Here is a 20,109-nt window from a genome sequence, read left to right on the forward strand (position 1 = left end):
TACATCTCTGAAAAACATCGTGTCCCCCTGTGAGACGAACCCTTTCTCTTCGTAACACAACGTGAATTACTTCTAAGAACAACTTCATGAATAATCACCCCCGTAGAAGAGAAAGGGTGAGCCAGGACGTTGCCAGGCGGGCACGCTCCGCATAGAAATAGGAGTGATGGATCTAAGCTGTATATTAGTAGAACGCCCGGAGGAACAGCATCTTCCTCGGATATGCCGATGGTTACAACGTGATAAGACATCTTGAAAAACTCCATATCCCCCTGTGAGACGAGCTGCTTTTTTTCGTAAACTTCACAGAGTGCTTCTAAGAATAGCATCGTGCCTTCCTTGTAGAAGAAAAGAAGTGAGTCCGAGCTGTTTCTCTTCGTAACACAACGTGAATTACTTCTCAGAACAACTCCATGAGTAACCTTCCCCGTAGAAGAGAAATAGCGAGCCAGGACGTTGCCAGGCGGGACGCTCCGTACGGCAATAGGAGAGACGGACATACGCTGCATGTGTAGAGCGCCCGGAGGAACAGCATCTTCCTCGAATGAGCCGATGGTTACAACGTGAGTATACATCTCTGAAAAACATCGTGTCCCCCTGTGAGACGAGCTGCTTTTTTTCGTAAACTTCACAGAGTGCTTCCAAGAATAGCATCGTGCCTTCCTTGTAGAAGAAAAGAAGTGAGTCCGAGCTGTTTCTCTTCGTAACACAACGTGAATTACTTCTAAGAACAACTTCATGAATAATCACCCCCGTAGAAGAAAAAGGGTGAGCCAGGACGTTGCCAGGCGGGCACGCTCTGCATAGAAAAAGGAGAGACGGACATACGCTGCATAATAGTAGTGAGCCCGAAGGAACAGCATCTTCCTCGAATGAGCCGATGGTTACTACGTGATTATACTTCTCTGAAAAAACATCATGTCCCCCTGTGAGACGAGCTTCTTTTTTTCGTAAACTTCACAGAGTGCTTCCAAGAATAGCATCGTGCCTTCCTTGTAGAAGAAAAGAAGTGAGTCCGAACCCTTTCTTTTTGTAACGCAACGTGAAGTACTCTAAGAACAACTTCATGAAAAATCACCCCCGTAGAAGAAAAAGGGTGAGCCAGGACGTTGCCAGGCGGGCACGCTCTGCATAGAAATAGGAGAGACGGACATGCGCTGCATGATAGTAGAGCGCCTGGAGGAACAACATCTTCCTCGAATGAACCGATGGTTACAACGTGAAGAGACATCTTGAAAAACTCCATGAGTAACCTTCCCCGTAGAAGAGAAATAGCGAGCCAGGACGTTGCCAGGCAGGCACGCTCCGCATGGTAAAGCTGCGCAATAGTAAAACATCCGATGTATCACCATCCTCCAATAAACAGCTGATGTTCCATTATGAAGGTTGATTGTCTAGAATAGATCATGAACGAACGTTTCAAAACGACACACTCAGTATGAAAACTCACTTCAACTAGCCTTCCGACAGCAAATCAAGCAAAGCCGACAGTAAATTAACCGACTTTGGACAGTAAATCAAACATTTCCGATAGAATAACGACCAAATTGGGCAGAAAGACTATCTGACCTAATCATCACTGATGAGATAAGCCTTTAATCACCCATATTCTCTTCCAAAAAGCTCGAAATAATTAACGGTACTTTACGTTCAACAACATGTAAGTAATGAGAGATATACGGGAAGTCGACACCGTCAAACGTATGAATTAAATCGCCCCACCATTCTGCTTCATATCTGCATATCATACTTAAGTTATATAGCAGTAAAAAATGAGTTGCTAGTTCTGGCAATGAGTAGGCCTTTAAGTAATCACGTTCTTGAAAGAAGTAAATGTTTCTATCACGGTCATATAACCAAGGATTTGAATTCCAAGTTGGAGGAAGATGGGAACTTGTTATTTGAACATTTTCTTTCGTCTCAATCACTTTTACTTTAATTGATTTATTATTTACTGTATTCACCTCTAAATATTGTTCGAACCGATTTACGGTCATATGGTATTGATCTAAAACGTTAGGAGGAAGCAAAATGGTTTTTTGCTTTAGATCTCCTTTAAAGGAAAGTGATTTATTAGTGAGGCGTAAAAATAAAGGATGCATATCCGCTATATGGTGAAAAAGAGTCACCATTTGATATTTTTCGCCTTCCAAATGTTTCATGTGAAACATTTTGTCTAAAAAATGGGCAAAGAGTCCGTTTTTTTGGACTTTTACTTCATCGTCTAAAAAACGATAAGTAGACTTTTTTCTTTTTCGTGTTGTAACTCCATGTGCAAGGACTTGAGAATTCTCTGGATAGTTTGGGTCAGTTGTTAAAATACAAGCTTTCAATAGTTGTACAGCACCATAAAAAAGAAGAACAGGCTTTATTTCAATGGGAGAATTAATTGCTTGGTTGAAATATAATTGTCCGTGTTGTAAATGATACATAAAAGAAGAACAGACTTGATAACTCTTCGTTTTCGGTTGAGAAATCTGTTTTGCTTCATATTTTTCCGTTAAATATTTTCTTGAGTACGTAGCAGAATAAAAGGGTATAAATAAGTCGGTCATCATTAAATTTTAACGTACCTCCTTTTGTTCTGTATATTCTAAAAAGTCGCACATTATATCCATTCTTGACAGTAGTTTACCCAATTGATAAGCTACTAATAATATTTTTCGATAAAAATCGATTCGGGGAGGCAGAATTATGTTGGAAAATAAATTTCAAAAAGAAGGTTTAACCTTTGATGATGTACTTCTAGTTCCAGGAAAGTCAGAGATTTTACCTCGTGATGTATCTGTAAAAACAAAATTGAGCAAGAACTTACAGTTAAATATTCCAATTATTAGCGCTGGAATGGATACAGTTACAGAGGCAAAAATGGCTATTGCCATGGCACGTGAAGGTGGACTTGGAATTATTCATAAGAACATGTCGATTGAATTACAAGCGGAGCAAGTTGAAATTGTTAAGCGTTCTGAAAGTGGTGTTATTACAAATCCTTTCTATTTAACAAAAGATCGTCAAGTTTTTGATGCAGAACACTTAATGGGTAAATACCGTATTTCTGGAGTTCCGATTGTTGATGAGAACCAAAAACTAGTTGGTATTATTACGAATCGTGATTTACGTTTTATTGAAGATTACTCCATTCAAATTGATGAAGTGATGACAAAAGAGAATCTCGTTACAGCACCAGTTGGCACGACTTTGAATGAAGCTGAGAAGATTCTTCAACAATACAAAATAGAAAAACTCCCACTAGTTGATAATGAAGGCACGCTAAAAGGTCTCATCACAATTAAAGATATTGAAAAAGTTATTGAGTTTCCTAACTCTGCCAAAGATGCTCAAGGACGGCTTGTAGTAGGTGCTGCTATTGGAGTTTCAGCTGATGCTGATATTCGTATTGCTGCACTAGTAGAAGCCGGTGTAGACGCCATTGTGATCGATACAGCACATGGTCACTCTAAAGGGGTTTTAGATAAAGTCCGTGATGTTCGCTCACAATATCCAGATTTAACAATTATTGCTGGTAACGTTGCAACAGCACATGCAACTCGTGATCTAATTGAATCTGGGGCGGATGTAGTAAAAGTAGGAATTGGACCTGGTTCGATTTGTACAACACGTATCGTTGCAGGAATAGGTGTTCCACAGGTTACAGCGGTATATGACTGTGCATTAGAAGCACAAAAGCATGGTGTACCAATTATTGCTGACGGTGGTATTAAGTATTCCGGAGACATCGTTAAAGCACTTGCTGCAGGAGGACATGCAGTTATGCTTGGTAGCTTACTAGCAGGTGTTTCAGAAAGCCCAGGAGAACGTGAAATATACCAAGGGCGTCAATTTAAAGTTTACCGTGGAATGGGTTCGTTAGGAGCGATGGAAAAAGGAAGTAAAGATCGTTATTTCCAGGAAAATGCTCAGAAGTTAGTCCCAGAAGGAATTGAAGGTCGTATTCCTTACAAAGGGCCGTTAAATGATACAATTCACCAGTTAATTGGAGGAATTCGTGCTGGGATGGGGTATTGTGGAACAGCTACTCTAGATGACCTTAGAGAAAATGGTCAATTCATTCGTATTACTGGAGCAGGATTACGCGAAAGCCATCCACATGATGTACAAATTACAAAAGAAGCACCAAACTATTCACTTTAGAAAAAGGGAAAATGCTCATAATGGACAAAGTCCTTATGAGCATTTTTTTTACAGATAGGGATAATTAACTGGTTAATTTTTGTATAAAAATAGTAAATAGATAGCATCATATGTATCTATTTTTTTTTTAGTAGATATGATAAAATTACCTCTATGTGAAAAGGTGGAGGGATAAAAGTGAATCAACTAATGGTTAAAAAGTCACTTTCAATCATGCTTATGATTGTTGTGGTTTTGACGTTTGTGATACAACCAATGAAAACAAATGCAGCTTTTGATTTACAAGCTGAATCTGCAATTCTAGTAGATGCTAATACAGGAAAGATTTTATATCAAAAGAATATAGATGCTATTTTACCAACAGCAAGTATGACTAAGATGATGAGTGAGTACTTGATTCTTGAAGCAATCAATGAGGGAACAATCTCTTGGAATCAAGAAGTACCAATTAGCGATTTTGTAAGGAGTTTATCACTTTATACTGCGTTATCAAACGTACCACTTAGGCAAGATCATTCATATACAGTTGAACAACTTTATCAATCTGTAGCAATTTATTCTGCAAATGCTTCAACGATTGCTCTAGCTGAATTAATTGCTGGCTCTGAAACGGAATTTGTTCGTATGATGAACGAAAAAGCAGCAGAGCTTGGTTTAGAAGATTATGAATTTGTTAACTCAACAGGGTTAAATAATTCTGATTTACTAGGTAATCATCCTGAAGGAACGGGTGAAAATGCTGAGAATATGATGTCTGCACGAGCAACAGCAAAACTTGCATATCATTTAATTAATGATTACCCAGAAGTACTTGAGACGGCAAGTATTCCTACACTAACGTTTGAAGCTGGTCCAGATGAGCAAATTGAAATGCGTAACTGGAACTGGATGCTCTCAGGCATTGAGGCACAGCACGATTATCAAGGTGTAGATGGGTTAAAGACTGGTTATACATCTGCAGCTGGTAATGCTTTTACAGGAACAGCTGAGCGTAATGGGATGAGATTTATTACTGTTGTTATGCGAACAGGAACACGTGATGATCGTTTTAACGAGACGGCTAAGTTATTAGATCACGGATTTAATAATTTCTCAAGTGCTGAAATTGTAGGTTCAGGTTATGCTCCTGAAGGGTTAGACATTCTTCCAGTAGCAGCAGGTAAAGAAAGAGAAGTAACGATTTCTAGTGTCGAACCATTAACTACTGTTATTCGTAATGGTGAAGAAGATTTATATGCGACTGAGCTTGTCCTTGATAACAACGTATTGAATGAAGATGGAGAGATTGTTGCTCCATTTGAAGCAGGAGCAGAAGTTGGAACCCTCTCTCTTGTTTACACAGGAGAAGGAGATGAAGAGTTCCTATATCCGACACAACGTGCAGAAGTATTAGTTGTGACAGACTCTGCTGTTGAGAAAGCAGGTTGGTTCTCGATGACAATGCGTGCGATCGGTGGCTTCTTCTCAGGTATTTGGAATGGCGTAGCTGATACAGTAAAAGGCTGGTTTTCATAAATAAAAACTAATAAGGCGGATCCTTCAAGGGAACTGAAAAAGGAAAATCTTCTTTTTCAGTCCCTTATTTTGTAAAGGATCCGTTTTATGCTAAAATAAAAACTGAAAATTTATGCGAAAAAGCTCGTTTTAAGGTATACTAATGTAGGATAATCATTCAACTTTAGACGAACGGTATAGGAGGATATACAAATGAGTCAAACAGGAACAGACAGAGTCAAAAGAGGTATGGCAGAAATGCAAAAAGGTGGCGTCATTATGGACGTTATCAATGCTGAACAAGCAAAGATTGCAGAAGCTGCAGGAGCAGTTGCAGTTATGGCGCTTGAACGTGTACCAGCTGATATTCGTGCAGCAGGTGGAGTAGCACGTATGGCTGATCCAACAATTGTTGAAGAAGTACTAAATGCAGTATCAATTCCAGTTATGGCAAAAGCGCGTATTGGTCATATTGTTGAAGCACGTGTACTTGAAGCAATGGGTGTTGACTATATTGATGAAAGTGAAGTATTAACGCCTGCTGATGAAGTATTTCATTTGTACAAGCGTGATTTCACTGTACCTTTCGTGTGTGGAGCACGTGATTTAGGAGAAGCATCTCGTCGTATCGGTGAAGGTGCATCAATGATTCGTACAAAAGGTGAGCCTGGAACGGGGAATATTGTAGAGGCTGTACGTCACATGCGTATGATTCAAGGTCAAATCAATAAAGTTAAACAAATGTCTACGGATGAGTTAATGACTGAGGCGAAGAATCTTGGTGCTTCATTTGATCTTTTATTACAAATTAAAGAAACAGGTAAATTACCTGTCGTTAACTTTGCAGCTGGTGGTGTAGCGACTCCTGCAGACGCTGCATTAATGATGCAGTTAGGTGCTGACGGGGTATTTGTAGGGTCTGGTATCTTCAAATCGGACAATCCTGAGAAATTTGCCCGCGCAATTGTTGAAGCAACAACTCACTACGAAGATTATGCGTTAATTGCTGAGCTTTCTAAAGGACTAGGAACAGCAATGAAAGGTATCGAAATTTCGACTCTTAACCCAACCGAGCGCATGCAAGAGCGTGGCTGGTAATTTAAGTTTGGTATAAGGGAAAGGATCAGTAATGGTTAAAATAGGTGTATTGGCACTGCAAGGAGCTGTTAGAGAGCATGTGAACTGCTTAGAAGCTCCTAATACAGAAATAGTTGTCGTAAAAAAAGTAGAACAGCTCAATGATTTAGATGGTTTAGTACTTCCTGGTGGAGAAAGTACAACGATGCGCCGTCTTATTAATTTATATGGTTTTTATGAGCCTTTAAAAGAGTTTGCTGCAGCTGGTAAACCAATGTTTGGGACATGCGCAGGTGCCATTTTAATGGCTGGACAAATTGAAGGACAAGATGAGGGCCATTTAGCTGTCATTGATATGAAGGTACAGCGTAATGCATTTGGTCGTCAGCGTGAAAGTTTTGAGACAGATCTTCATGTAGCTGGAGTAGGTGAAGATATTCGTGCAGTCTTCATCCGAGCCCCACTTATTTTAGAGGTGGGGGAAGATGTTCAAGTTCTTTCAAAGTATGGAGATGAAATTGTTGCTGCAAGACAAGGCAACTTCCTAGCTTGTTCTTTCCATCCAGAGCTTACAGATGACCATCGTTTTCATCAATTTTTTGTTTCAATTGTAGAAGAATCAAAACAATAAAGATAATGCGTAGAAAAGGAATAGTACATACAATGTGCTGTACAGAGAGCCGGTGGATGGTGCGAACCGGTCAGTAAATGTATGGAATCCACCTTTGAGTAGAAGTATGAAATCTTCTCGGTATGCAGCCGTTATTGCTAAAGTGGCTTTAAGTAGCAGGAAAACCACCTGCTACTTTGCAACAAGGGTGGTAACGCGGGTGCTCTCGTCCCTTCTTTTATAGAAGGGGTGGGGGCTTTTTTTTATTTAATATAATTTGATAGAATAGGTAAGATGAGACATAAGGAGGATAAAATATGTTAGATGTAAAACGATTACGAAAAGATTTTGATGATATAAAAACGAGGCTTGCTACCAGAGGTGAAGATATCTCAGGTTTAGATCGCTTTGAAGAGTTAGATGAAAAACGCCGCACTATTATTGTTGAAGTAGAGGAGCTAAAAAGTAGAAGAAATCAAGTATCTCAAGAAGTAGCACAATTGAAACGTGAAAAACAAGATGCAGATCATTTGATTAAAGAGACAAAAGAAGTATCAGAAAAGATTAAATCATTAGATGTACAGCTCCGTAATACTGAAGAAGAATTAGAGGGGATTCTTTTAACAATTCCAAACGTTCCACATGAGAGTGTGCCAGTCGGGGATACAGAAGATGACAATGTTGAAGTACGTAAATGGGGAGAGGTACGTTCTTTTGGGTTTGAAACGAAAGCTCATTGGGATTTAGCTACTGATCTAGGAATCGTTGACTTTGAACGAGCTTCTAAAGTGACTGGAAGCCGCTTTGTCTTTTACAAGGGATTAGGAGCTCGTCTAGAACGTGCGTTGATTAATTTTATGATGGATCTTCACCAAGACGAGCACGGGTATGAGGAAGTGCTTCCTCCATATATGGTGAATCGTGCAAGTATGACAGGTACAGGTCAATTGCCTAAGTTTGAAGAGGATGCTTTTAAAATTCAAGATTTGGACTACTTCCTTATTCCAACTGCAGAAGTACCGGTAACAAACTTACATCGTGATGAAATATTAACAGCAGAGCAGTTACCAATTGCCTATACAGCATATAGTGCAAACTTTCGTTCAGAAGCAGGTTCTGCAGGACGCGATACACGTGGTTTAATTCGTCAGCACCAGTTTAATAAAGTGGAGCTCGTACGTTTCGTGAAGCCTGAAGATTCTTATGAAACACTTGAAACTTTAACAGGACATGCTGAGAAAGTACTTCAGCTTCTGAAACTTCCATACCGAGTATTAAGCATGTGTACGGCTGATTTAGGTTTTACGGCAGCTAAGAAGTATGATATTGAAGTATGGATTCCAAGCAATGATTCTTACCGTGAGATTTCTTCTTGCAGTAACTTTGAAGACTTTCAAGCACGCAGAGCAAACATTAAATATCGTCCAGAACCAAAAGCGAAACCAGAATTTGTTCATACATTAAATGGTTCAGGACTTGCAGTCGGGCGTACAGTTGCTGCGATCTTAGAAAATTATCAAGAGGAAGATGGATCTGTTGTGATTCCAGAAGTGTTACGTCCTTATATGGGGAATGTTGAAAAGATTACGGTTAAGTAAATGTAGAGACCGACTGCATGGATGTGCAGTCGGTTTATTAATGCTTCCAAATGAAGTGAATTGCTAAAGCTAGTGGTCACTAGCTTGATTTTTTTGTTTATTAATACTGTAAAAAGCTAATGCCGTAATAAATAAAAAAGTTGAGATGGATAAAACAATTCCATTCCATGCCCCATTAAAAAAAGCAACATTGATGAGGGTCAAGAGATGCATTGAAATAATTATTAAGAGTAAAAGTGTCGTTGTTTTCAAAGAATCACACCTTTTAATTAAGTCTCTATAATAATGATATCGTAAATGAACAAAGTATAGAAGTAGAAATGGAGAAAGGTGAGAGAGCGAAACCATTGCTTAGATCATAAAGAAACGAGGACAAAGAGCGGTCTATAGTCGAAGAAAGAGCGAACATGATTGCAATGGCTCCACTCACTGCGCGCCTCAAGGAGAAACCCGCTCCTTGAGGCTTAAAAGACTGCAGTGGCTCCGCACATTGCTTAGATCATAAAGAAACCAGGTCAAAGTGCGACCTGGTTTCTTTATGATCTAATACTTAGGTTTGTGCTTACCTGACTCAATTTCATCCATGTAGTGGCATGCTGCTAGGTGGCCTTCTTTCATGTAATCTTCACCTTTAAGCTCTGGTGTGTCTGTTTTACACAGGTCAGTCGCGAATGGACAGCGTGTGTGGAAACGACAGCCTTCTGGAGGATTAATAGGTGACGGTACATCACCTTTTAGGATTACTCGTTCTTTCTTTTTGCCTGGTTCCGGTACAGGAATGGCTGAAAGTAATGCCTTTGTATAAGGATGTTGTGGGTTATCGAATACGGACGTTTTATCACCGATCTCTACGATGCGTCCAAGATACATGACAATAACTCGGTCAGAGATATGACGAACAACACCCAAGTCATGAGATATAAATAAATACGTTAATTTAAAATCACGTTGTAATTTTTTCAATAAGTTAATGACTTGCGCTTGAATTGAAACGTCTAGCGCCGATACTGCCTCATCACAAATAATTAATTTTGGATCAACAGATAATGCACGGGCAATACCAATACGTTGACGTTGCCCACCACTAAATTCATGTGGGAAACGGTCAATTTGGTGAGGGCCAAGACCAACTGTTTCCATAAGTTCACGGATTTTATCAGCACGTTGTGATTTTGGAACAACATTTTGAATTTCTAACGCTTCATCTAAGATCTGACGTACAGTATGACGTGGATTAATAGAAGCATAAGGGTCTTGGAAAATGATTTGTAAATCCTTACGTTTCTTACGCATTTGCGCTTTATTTAAAGATAATAAATCATCTCCGTCAAAAACAACTTCACCATCAGTCGGCTCATCAAGACGAAGAATGGCACGTCCTGTTGTTGACTTACCACAGCCTGATTCACCTACAATACTTACCGTTTCACCTTCATATACAGTAAACGTTACACCATCAACGGCTTTAACATGGTTAACAGTACGTCCCAACAAACCGCCTTTAATAGGGAAGTATTGTTTCAAATCTTTAACTTTCAGTAGTTCTTTTTTCATACACGTTCACCTCCGGATCGCCATCCCACTCATCCGAGTAGATCCAACAACGAATTTGGTTGCCACTTTCATCTTCTTCAAGTTCAGGAAGACGCTCCACACAAATATCACTTGCATGCGGGCAACGCGGCGAGAAACGACAGCCTATAGGCATATCAGCTGGACTTGGAACTGCCCCTTTAATAACTGATAACTCTTCGTTCTCTAGATCAACATCGTGACGCGGCAATGAATTCAATAGCCCTACAGTGTAAGGATGTCGAGGGTTACGGAATAGCTCATCGACAGAAGCATACTCTACCACTTTTCCACAGTACATAACAGCTACATAGTCACATGTTTCTGCTACAACACCTAGGTCATGTGTAATCATAATGATAGACATCCCTAAGCGGTTTTGAAGATCTTTCATTAACTCTAAAATTTGTGCTTGTATCGTAACATCTAAAGCCGTTGTAGGCTCATCGGCAATCAACAATTCAGGATTACAAGCTAAAGCCATCGCAATCATAACACGTTGACGCATTCCACCTGAAAGCTCATGTGGGTATTGATGAACACGTTTTTCAGGAGATGGAATTCCAACAAGTTTTAACATTTCAATTGAGCGTTCAATTGATTGTTTTTTGTTAAGCTTCTCATGAATTTGAAATGATTCACCAATTTGTTGACCTACCGTATAAACAGGGTTTAAGGAAGTCATCGGCTCTTGGAAAATCATTGATATTTCATTTCCGCGGATTTTTCGCATTTGGGCTTCTGTTTTCTCAAGAAGATCTGTTCCTTTAAATAGAACTTGACCGCCCACTACTTTACCTGGGTTTTGAATCAGTCTTAGAATAGATAGTGAGGTAATACTCTTACCAGAACCAGACTCACCAACTACCCCTAGTGTCTTTCCTTTCGGTACAGAAAAGTTGACACCATCGACAGCTTTAACCTCAAAGTTTTCCGTAAAAAACGATGTGCGGAGGTCACGAACTTCAAGAATTGTTTCATTCTTGTTATCGATCTTTGTCGTCATAAGGTTTCACACCTTTCACATTTTTATATCACAATTAATTCAAGTCAATTCGTTTATTTAAGAAGCGATACGCTATATCTACAAGTAAATTTACGGCTACGAATATTAGTGAGAATACAAGAACAGTTCCTTGAACAATAGGGAAGTCACGTGCACGAATAGCATCAATAATTAAACGTCCCATTCCGTTAACAGCAAATACCATTTCAGTTAAAACGGCACCACCAAGTAATGAACCAAATTGAAGACCTACAACAGTCACAACAGGAATCATCGCATTTTTCAATGCATGGCGATAAATAACAACCTGTTCTTTCACACCTTTAGCACGAGCAGTACGGATATAATCCTGTCCAATGACTTCAAGCATACTTGAACGAGTCATACGAGCAATAATTGCAGCTCCTGCCGTTCCTAATGTGATAACTGGTAAGACTATTTGTTGCCAAGATCCCCAACCAGAGGCGGCAAACCAACCTGTGTTAATTGGTCCTATATCAAAACCAATTGCAAACCATTGTATTAACATAAGCCCAAGCCAGAAGTTAGGCATCGATAAACCAAATAATGCAACAATCATAATTACAACATCAGTTAACGTGTAATGCTTTGTAGCTGAGATAACTCCAGCAATTAAACCGATAAAAACACTTAAAATTGTACTGTATATAGCAAGTTCAACGGTTACCCAGAAACGTCCTGAGATTTCTTGAGCAACTGGACGACCACTACGTATTGAATTTCCAAGGTCACCTTGTACAGCACCTGAAACATATTTTGCATATTGAACAGGTATTGCTTCATTTAGACCAAGTCGCTCGCGCATTTGTTCAATCTGAGCTGGAGAAGCACTTTCACCTGCCATGATTTGAGCTGGATCACCAGGAATGAGGTGCATCAAGCTGAATGTTAAAATCGTAACACCTATTAAAACCGGAATCGTCTGAATAAGACGACGTATGATAAAAGTAAACATGTTTTCGCACCTCTTTTCTAGTTTTTCATTTTAGGATCTAACGCATCTCGTAAGCCATCACCAAAGATATTGAAGGCTAGTACAACAATGACAATTGCGATACCAGGGAAGAATGCAACATGAGGTGCATCCCACATATAATTACGCCCACCACTTAACATAGCTCCCCATTCTGGTGTAGGTGGTTGAGCACCCATACCTAAGAATGATAATCCACTAGCTGTTAAGATTGATGTTGCGATACTTAATGTACCTTGAACGATTAATGGAGAAGTTACATTAGGCAAAATGTGTTTAAAGATAATTCTTGCATCACTTGCACCTAGTGCTCTCATCGCGTCAATATATTCTAGTTTACGAACGGCAAGCGTTGATCCACGTACAATACGTGCAAAAACAGGAATAGAGAAAATACCAACAGCTATTATAACGTTATTTAAGCTCCCGCCTAGCACACTAACAATAGCTAATGCTAGTAAGATACCAGGGAAAGCAAGTAAAATATCCATCACACGCATGATGACAGTGTCTACCATTCTCCCGTAATAACCAGAAATGATCCCTAAAAATACACCTATTGTTGCTCCGATTAGAACAGAGAAAAATCCTACATATAAAGTAATCGACATTCCATGAATAATACGGCTAAAAATGTCACGACCATGGTGGTCTGTTCCAAACCAATGTTCAGACGAAGGACTAGCCAGTTTATTAACATGATTTTGGACGTTCGGTTCATATGGTGTAAAAGAAGGTCCAATGACCGCTACTAGTATAAAGAAGATAATAAGAATGCCACCGACCATAGCTGCTTTGTTTTTACGTAATTTTTTGTAAAAGCTTTTCCATCTTTGAGCAGTAGGGCTAGGAGGCCGACTTGATGTTTCAGCGTTTTTCATAGTTTGTTCGCTCATAACATACACCCTTTCTTTTTTTATTAAATTTATATCTCCACCTTGTAACAAAATCTGAAAATTCGACCTTGTTCGACAAGATAAATACTATTTCACAAATTCTAATTATAACATGCTGAGCGGTATTTACAACGACAATGTTATTATTGGAATATAATGATACGTCTGGTGTTGAAAACGCTGTCGTTTTTTAGGGGTTGCTCAGTGTCAGTATTATCAGAAAAATTTAATTATGTCGAACACTCTGTTAAGTTTTTTAGCAAAGTAATTTTCAGAAAAAAGAACTTGTATTCTTTATTTTCTTGAGATATAGTAATATTGGTTTTAGAACAAAGACTAATAAACAAAATAGGGGGTATTTTTTGATGAAAATGTCAAAAAATTCGTTTTTCTTTTTGGCTCTTTTATTAGCGTTCAGCGTATTTATCGCTGCATGTGCAAATGAGCCAGATGCAACTCCTGCTCCTGCTGAAGGAGAAGAGGCTGCAGAAGGTGCTGAAGGTACTACTGAAGGTGGAGAAGGTGGCGATCTAGTAATTGCTAACCTATCTGATGCTGTTGCGCTTGATCCACACGGTTCAAACGACACACCATCAAGTAATGTTGCTCAAAACATTTACGAAGCACTTGTTGAGCAAGATGAAGACATGGAACTTCAACCTGGTCTAGCTGAAAGCTGGGAAATGGTTGATGACCTTACTTGGGAATTCTACCTTCGCGAAGGTGTTAAATTCCATGATGGTTCAGATTTTAATGCTGACGTTGTAAAAGCTAACTTAGATCGTATCCTTGATCCTGAAGTTGCTTCTCCGCGTCAATTTATCTTTAATATGATCACAGATGTTGAAGTTGTAGATGAGCATACGGTTCGTATTTCGACTGAGTTTCCTTTTGCTCCACTTCCTGCGCACCTTGCACACAATGGTGGCGGAATGATTTCTGGTGATTTAATTGCTGAAGACTATGAGGCAATGGAAGCTGGTGCTGAGCCAGGAAGCAAAATTAGTGAAAACCCTGTAGGTACTGGATACTTCAAGTTTGACTCTTGGACTCCTGGTACTGAAATTAAATTAGTACGTAACGAAGATTACTGGGGCGAGAATGCTAAGCTTGATTCTGTAACTTTTAAAGTAGTTCCAGAAGATTTAACTCGTATTGCTGAACTTGAAACTGGTGCAGCTCATATTTCTGATCCACTAAGTCCTTCTGATATCTCACGTGTAGAAGGTACTGATGGTATCCATGTTAACCGTCAGCCAAGTGTTTCTTTATCTTATATCGGTTTCAATGTTGAAAAAGAACCATTTGATAACCCGTTAGTTCGTCAAGCAATCTCTAAAGCGATTAACAAAGAAGCAATTATTGAAGGAATCTATGATGGTGCTGGTATCCCAGCTATCGGTCCTTTAGCTCCGGATGTATTTGGTTATGATGAGACAGTTTCTGGTCTAGAATATAATGTAGAAGAAGCTCAAGCTCTATTAGCTGAAGCTGGTTATGAAGATGGTTTCTCAACTACTATATGGACTAATGATAACCGTGAGCGTATTGACGCTGCTACTTTCGTTCAAGCTGAGTTAGAAAAAATCGGTATCGATGTTAGTATCGAAGTTGTTGAGTGGGGTGCATACCTAGAGAACACTGCAAATGGTGAGCATGACATGTTCGTTCTTGGTTGGTCTACTGTAACAGGTGATGCTGACTATGGTATGTATGCGTTATTCCACTCTGATAACCATGGTGAGCCTGGAAACCGTACATTCTTAAGCAATCCTGAACTTGATGAGCTTTTAGATCAAGCTCGTCAAAACCCAGATCCAGATGAGCGTGCAGCTCTTTACAAAGATGCACAAGAGATCCTTGTTGAAGAAGCTCCAATGCTTTACATCCATCACCAACAATTCCTTTTAGGTGTTAGTGATAATGTACAAGGCTTATGGCAGCACCCAACTGGAATCCTTATGCTTCAAGATGTAACATTACAATAGTAGAGAAACAGCTTACTCGAAAGAGTGAGCTGTTTTTTTGAAAAAATACTTGTTTTTATCTTGTGTGTTGTTTATAATTGATTTTGTCAGTAACGCGGAGGAATACCCAAGTCCGGCTGAAGGGATCGGTCTTGAAAACCGACAGGCGGGTTAAACCGCGCGGGGGTTCGAATCCCTCTTCCTCCGCCATACATAAAAATGATACACTACCAGTAATGGTAGTGTTTTTTGTTTTTATATATGTTTACATTGTTACTGAGTGGAGTGAATACAGTTGAGTATGGATGAGAAGTGGATGGGATTTGCGTTAGAGGAAGCGAGAAAAGCTGAAGCGATCGGAGAGGTACCTATTGGTGCTGTTCTTGTTAAGGGTGGAGAGCTGATTGCAGCTGCTCACAATCGAAGGGAAATTGATCAACAAGCTTTGGCGCATGCTGAACTCGCTGTTATTAAGGAAGCTTGTCGGAATCTAGAGAGTTGGCGTTTGCTCGATTGTACTCTTTATGTCACGTTAGAACCTTGTCCGATGTGTGCAGGGGCCATTGTTCAATCGCGTATTAAAAAAGTAGTATTTGGAGCTCCTGATCCAAAAGCTGGTTGCGCTGGAACGTTGATGAATCTTTTAGATGAACCAAGGTTTAACCATCAAACAGAAGTTGTTTCTGGTTGCCTTGAAAAAGAGTGTAGTACAATCCTTACTTCTTTCTTTCGGGCTTTGCGCCAAAGAAAGAAGTCGTTGAAATAAGGAATTTTAGTTTCCAGTTTGTTACGGTTGCATTTTTAGGACAAACCATCTATACTAGGAAATGCGTTGGTAAGACGTATTAACAATGTTATTAATTTTGCCGTGCTAGGTGGGGAGGTAGCGGTGCCCTGTACTCGCAATCCGCTGTAGCGAGGCTGAATCCCCTCTCGAGGTTTTGTCACCGCAGGGTCTGACCTAAGTAAGTGGTGTTGACGCTTGGGTTCCACGCAACGGAAACCCATGAACCCTGTCAGGTCCGGAAGGAAGCAGCAGTAAGTGGCCCCTTCCGTGTGCCGTGGAGTCGCCTGAGCCGAGCTAACTGCTTAGGTAACGCCTGTGGTGGCATTATCAACAGAGGGTGCACGGTATCAATTTTTATATAAAAAAAGCAACTACATAATTGTAGTTGCTTTTTTTTATTAAAACGGGAAATGATAATTTATTTCCGGGGGGCAGACCCCTTCTGTAAATACTATGTACTACTTTAAAAAATGATGTTCAATCGCTATAATAGAAGAGAGTGTTTAAAAAGAGGAGGAAGTGGGAGTGGGTTATCAAGCGCTGTATCGTGTTTGGAGACCGCAACAATTGAAAGATGTTGTTGGACAAGAACACATAACGAAAACGTTACAAAATGCATTATTACAACAAAAATTATCCCACGCTTATTTGTTCTCTGGTCCGCGCGGTACAGGTAAGACAAGTGCGGCTAAAATCATTGCTAAGGCGATCAACTGTGAAAAGGCTCCAGTTGCCGAACCTTGTAATCAGTGTTCAGCCTGTAAAGGTATTACTTCTGGTGCAATTGTTGATGTTATTGAAATCGATGCGGCCTCTAACAATGGTGTAGATGAAATCCGAGACATTCGAGACAAAGTGAAATTTGCACCGAGTGAAGTTCGTTATAAGGTGTATATTATAGATGAAGTACATATGTTGTCTACTGGTGCCTTTAATGCTTTGTTGAAAACACTGGAAGAGCCGCCTGGGCATGTGCTTTTTATTTTGGCCACAACAGAACCTCACAAAATACCACTCACCATTATTTCTAGATGTCAACGTTTTGATTTTAAGCGTATTACAAACCAGGCGATTGTATCTAGAATGCAATTTATTCTTGGACACGATTCTATTGCAGCTGATGAAGACGCCCTCTTTATGATTGCAAGAGCGGCAGAAGGTGGTATGCGAGATGCCTTGAGTTTATTAGACCAAGCCATTTCGTTTGCGGACGAGAGTCTTCACTTAGATGATGTACTAGCTGTTACTGGTGCTGTATCTCAACAAGCTTTAACTAAAGTAGTTTCTTCTATAGAAGAAGGAGATACGTTAGCCGCTCTGAGTCAATTAGAGCAGCTATTGCAGGATGGAAAAGATCCTAACCGCTTTGTAGAGGATTTAATTTATTATTTTCGCGATATACTCCTTTTCAAAAATGCTCCTAATGCAGGAGATCTGTTAGAGCGAGCGAAAGTGGATGACCACTTTACGGAGTTGTCGGATAAAGTTGATGTTCATTGGTTGTATCAGGCTATCGAATCTTTAAATGCCAGTCAGCAAGAAATGAAGTGGTCTGCACATCCGAAGATCTTTTTGGAACTTGCCTTACTAAAACTGGTCAATCAACAGAGAAGTGAGGTTTCTACACCGAGTATGATATCCTCGAGCGAAGTAGAGGAATTAAAAAGCAAGATTGTCTTACTTGAGAAGAAGCTAGAAAATGTACAGTCTGGACAAGTTGTTACACAAACTGATGGAAGTCAAGCACCTAAGCAGCGGAGGGTTAAAAAGGTACCTGCACAAGCTCGAAATGGGGCAGCAAGGGTGAAAGAAACGTTAAAAGAAGCTGATAAGCGCCACTTACAAGTTGTTACTTCTAGGTGGGGGGATGTAATGGAGCGGATAAAGGTGAAGAGTGTTCCTGCGCATGCTTGGCTAAGTGATTGTAAGCCAGTTGCCTCTTCTGCATCTACAGTTGTCTTAGCGTTTCAAAATGAAATGCATCGTGATATGATGGATACAAAGTTTCGAGAGATATTAGAAGCTATTATTCAGGAAACTTTGAGTGGACAGTCAACTTTTGCGACTCTTCTTCAGGCGCACTGGGAACAAGTGAAAGAGGATTATGTAGCCGAACAAAAGGGGTCTACTAAAGAAGCGGATGTTAGTGACTCTTTAGTAGATGAAGCGGTAAAGCTAGTTGGTGAGGATTTAATTGAATTTAGTGATTCTTAAAATACGGGAGGTTTTTATTGATGAAAAACATGGGTAATATGATGAAACAAATGCAAAAGATGCAAAAGCAAATGGCGAAAGCGCAAGAGGAATTAAAAGAGAAAACAGTTGAAGCGACAGCAGGTGGCGGAATGGTTACTGTAGTTGCAAGTGGAGATAAACGAATTTTAGATGTGACGATCTCAGAAGATGTAGTTGACCCTGACGATGTAGAAATGTTACAAGATCTTATTTTAGCTGCTACAAATGAAGCATTGAAAAAAGTGGATGAGCTAGTAGAACAAGATATGGGTAAGTTCACAAAAGGAATGAATATTCCTGGAATGTTCTAGGAGGGGACGATTTGCAGTATCCTGAACCAATAGCTAAGTTAATTGAAGGATTCATGAAATTGCCAGGTATCGGACCTAAAACGGCTAGCCGCCTGGCTTTTTTTGTTTTGGATATGAAGGAAGACGATGTGCTTGATTTTGCTAAAGCATTAGTAAATGCGAAACGCAATCTGACTTATTGTTCAGTTTGTCATAATATTACCGACACAGATCCTTGTCGTATATGTGAGGATCAACACCGAGATAAGTCGTTAGTTTGTGTCGTTCAAGAGGCAAAAGATGTTATCGCAATGGAAAAGATGAAGGAGTATCGTGGAGATTATCATGTTCTTCAAGGAGCTATTTCTCCGATGGACGGGATTGGTCCTGAAGATATAAAGATTCCGGAGCTTCTTAAACGTCTTCAAGATGACACGATACAAGAGGTTATCATTGCCACAAATCCAACAATTGAGGGAGAAGCAACGGCGATGTACATTTCGAGACTTGTTAAGCCGACGGGGATTAAGGTAACTCGAATTGCTCATGGGCTCCCAGTAGGTGGAGACTTGGAGTATGCCGATGAAGTTACACTTTCAAGAGCAATTGAAGGTCGAAGAGAACTGTAATTTTCTATAACCTTTATTCCAGATTAAATGATAAGGTGGATTGAATCTTGTTTCGTAAAAAACAAAAACTTCGTAAACAGGAAAACGCTCAGTTATTTAAGCATCTTGAAGAGCAGAAGGAAAAGCTTGATAGTGAAAAACAACTTATTCAAAGAAGTATTGATCCATCTGATGATGTGTTAAACAGGGCGAAAGTAACAGAGGCTGTTTATTCATTCTTGTTAAGAGAGGCAAGGAAACGTCAGGTTAGTAAGAACGAACTACGCTAAGTAGTTTGTTCTTTTTTTGTTTCTGGCAACATATGAATCAATAAGACAAGCTTAAAATGAGGTGGGAAAATGGATCCGATTATTCTAATTGCTTTACTTGCCGGGTTGGTTGTGATTCTGTTAGTTGTCGGCGCTCCGATGAAACCTGTGCGCTTTTTAGGGAATATTGCAGTAAAAGTGGTGATAGGTGCGCTTATGCTCTTTTTTGTAAATACATTTGGATCTTTTATTGATTTTTATATTCCGATTAATGGTGTAACTGCAGCTGTTTCTGGTTTACTGGGTGTTCCGGGTGTCGTTCTTCTTATTGTAATTAAACAGTTTATTATTTAATGAGAAAAAATGGAGATGTCTTTCCTTAAGTTGGACTGTTATAAAAACAGTTCAACTTTTTTGGTTTTTGTAGTTGCATTAGTTTTTATCGTATGGTATATTATTTCTTGTCGCCAAAACGACTTGAAAAATCAACAAAAAAACAATTTGACATAACAATTTGTTTTTGATATGATAATTAGGTCGCTACAAACGACACA

Annotated in this window: 17 protein-coding genes, 1 tRNA gene, 1 other RNA gene and 1 other annotated feature; of the genes, 14 read left to right on the plus strand and 5 right to left on the minus strand. The window is 39.6% G+C overall.

The window, feature by feature from the left end; translation table 11 throughout:
* Positions 1 to 1,595: 1,595 nt before the first annotated feature.
* Positions 1,596 to 2,558 carry a YaaC family protein gene (locus MF646_RS22430; protein ID WP_250098722.1) on the minus strand — a complete coding sequence of 321 codons (963 nt, stop codon included), beginning with the start codon at positions 2,556 to 2,558 and terminating at the stop codon, positions 1,596 to 1,598.
* 136 nt (positions 2,559 to 2,694) lie between these two features.
* On the opposite strand from MF646_RS22430, the gene guaB reads away from it, so the two are divergent.
* The 5 genes from guaB to serS all read left to right on the plus strand — a co-directional run bounded on the left by guaB (position 2,695) and on the right by serS (position 8,931).
* Positions 2,695 to 4,152: an IMP dehydrogenase gene (gene guaB, locus MF646_RS22435; protein ID WP_250098723.1), complete on the plus strand. Its 1,458-nt coding sequence runs from the start codon at positions 2,695 to 2,697 to the stop codon at positions 4,150 to 4,152.
* Between the two features lie 213 nt (positions 4,153 to 4,365).
* The gene (locus MF646_RS22440) at positions 4,366 to 5,667 is read left to right on the plus strand and encodes a D-alanyl-D-alanine carboxypeptidase family protein (RefSeq protein WP_275980426.1); all 1,302 of its coding nucleotides are present in this window, start codon (positions 4,366 to 4,368) and stop codon (positions 5,665 to 5,667) included.
* A 192-nt stretch (positions 5,668 to 5,859) separates the two neighbouring features.
* A complete protein-coding gene (gene pdxS, locus MF646_RS22445) occupies positions 5,860 to 6,744 on the plus strand; it encodes a pyridoxal 5'-phosphate synthase lyase subunit PdxS (RefSeq protein WP_034634174.1) in 885 nt (294 codons plus the stop codon).
* A gap of 31 nt (positions 6,745 to 6,775) precedes the next feature.
* Complete coding sequence (gene pdxT / locus MF646_RS22450) at positions 6,776 to 7,354, plus strand: pyridoxal 5'-phosphate synthase glutaminase subunit PdxT (RefSeq protein ID WP_250098724.1); 579 nt, start codon at positions 6,776 to 6,778, stop codon at positions 7,352 to 7,354.
* Between the two features lies 1 nt (position 7,355).
* Positions 7,356 to 7,570, plus strand: a binding site (T-box leader).
* Between the two features lie 80 nt (positions 7,571 to 7,650).
* Positions 7,651 to 8,931, plus strand: coding sequence for a serine--tRNA ligase (gene serS / locus MF646_RS22455; RefSeq protein WP_250098725.1), 1,281 nt, complete (start codon positions 7,651 to 7,653; stop codon positions 8,929 to 8,931).
* A gap of 543 nt (positions 8,932 to 9,474) precedes the next feature.
* Here the strand turns inward: serS and MF646_RS22460 are convergent.
* The 4 genes from MF646_RS22460 to MF646_RS22475 are packed head-to-tail and all read right to left on the minus strand — an operon-like array spanning position 9,475 to position 13,399.
* Positions 9,475 to 10,485 (minus strand): ABC transporter ATP-binding protein, encoded by a 1,011-nt coding sequence (locus MF646_RS22460; RefSeq protein WP_250098726.1) that lies wholly within the window; start codon positions 10,483 to 10,485, stop codon positions 9,475 to 9,477.
* Positions 10,460 to 11,509, minus strand: coding sequence for an ABC transporter ATP-binding protein (locus MF646_RS22465; protein WP_250098727.1), 1,050 nt, complete (start codon positions 11,507 to 11,509; stop codon positions 10,460 to 10,462). Before MF646_RS22465 ends, MF646_RS22460 begins: the two co-directional genes overlap by 26 nt.
* 34 nt (positions 11,510 to 11,543) lie before the next feature.
* Positions 11,544 to 12,485: an ABC transporter permease gene (locus MF646_RS22470; RefSeq protein ID WP_250098728.1), complete on the minus strand. Its 942-nt coding sequence runs from the start codon at positions 12,483 to 12,485 to the stop codon at positions 11,544 to 11,546.
* A gap of 17 nt (positions 12,486 to 12,502) precedes the next feature.
* A complete protein-coding gene (locus MF646_RS22475; RefSeq protein ID WP_250098729.1) occupies positions 12,503 to 13,399 on the minus strand; it encodes an ABC transporter permease in 897 nt (298 codons plus the stop codon).
* Positions 13,400 to 13,764: 365 nt separating this feature from the next.
* Here MF646_RS22475 and MF646_RS22480 point away from each other — a divergent pair, with 365 nt between their 5' ends.
* The 9 genes from MF646_RS22480 to MF646_RS22520 all read left to right on the plus strand — a co-directional run bounded on the left by MF646_RS22480 (position 13,765) and on the right by MF646_RS22520 (position 19,909).
* On the plus strand, positions 13,765 to 15,387 hold the full coding sequence (locus MF646_RS22480; RefSeq protein ID WP_250098730.1) for a glutathione ABC transporter substrate-binding protein: 1,623 nt from the start codon (positions 13,765 to 13,767) through the stop codon (positions 15,385 to 15,387).
* 96 nt (positions 15,388 to 15,483) lie between these two features.
* A tRNA-Ser gene (locus tag MF646_RS22485) sits at positions 15,484 to 15,576 on the plus strand.
* Between the two features lie 91 nt (positions 15,577 to 15,667).
* Positions 15,668 to 16,132: a tRNA adenosine(34) deaminase TadA gene (gene tadA, locus MF646_RS22490; protein ID WP_250098736.1), complete on the plus strand. Its 465-nt coding sequence runs from the start codon at positions 15,668 to 15,670 to the stop codon at positions 16,130 to 16,132.
* Between the two features lie 100 nt (positions 16,133 to 16,232).
* An RNA gene (gene ffs / locus MF646_RS22495) (signal recognition particle sRNA large type) lies at positions 16,233 to 16,498 on the plus strand.
* Positions 16,499 to 16,678: 180 nt separating this feature from the next.
* Entirely contained in the window at positions 16,679 to 18,367 is a 1,689-nt protein-coding gene (gene dnaX / locus MF646_RS22500; protein ID WP_250098731.1) for a DNA polymerase III subunit gamma/tau, read from the plus strand.
* A 20-nt stretch (positions 18,368 to 18,387) separates the two neighbouring features.
* Positions 18,388 to 18,699 (plus strand): YbaB/EbfC family nucleoid-associated protein, encoded by a 312-nt coding sequence (locus tag MF646_RS22505; RefSeq protein ID WP_250098732.1) that lies wholly within the window; start codon positions 18,388 to 18,390, stop codon positions 18,697 to 18,699.
* 11 nt (positions 18,700 to 18,710) lie between these two features.
* Positions 18,711 to 19,307 (plus strand): recombination mediator RecR, encoded by a 597-nt coding sequence (recR, locus tag MF646_RS22510; RefSeq protein ID WP_034634150.1) that lies wholly within the window; start codon positions 18,711 to 18,713, stop codon positions 19,305 to 19,307.
* Between the two features lie 47 nt (positions 19,308 to 19,354).
* Positions 19,355 to 19,576 (plus strand): YaaL family protein, encoded by a 222-nt coding sequence (locus MF646_RS22515; protein WP_250098733.1) that lies wholly within the window; start codon positions 19,355 to 19,357, stop codon positions 19,574 to 19,576.
* 69 nt (positions 19,577 to 19,645) lie between these two features.
* Positions 19,646 to 19,909 carry a pro-sigmaK processing inhibitor BofA family protein gene (locus MF646_RS22520; RefSeq protein ID WP_250098734.1) on the plus strand — a complete coding sequence of 88 codons (264 nt, stop codon included), beginning with the start codon at positions 19,646 to 19,648 and terminating at the stop codon, positions 19,907 to 19,909.
* Positions 19,910 to 20,109 lie beyond the last annotated feature (200 nt).

The sequence above is a fragment of the Halalkalibacter alkaliphilus genome, assembly GCF_023555415.1.
Taxonomy (GTDB): domain Bacteria; phylum Bacillota; class Bacilli; order Bacillales; family Bacillaceae_D; genus Halalkalibacter; species Halalkalibacter alkaliphilus.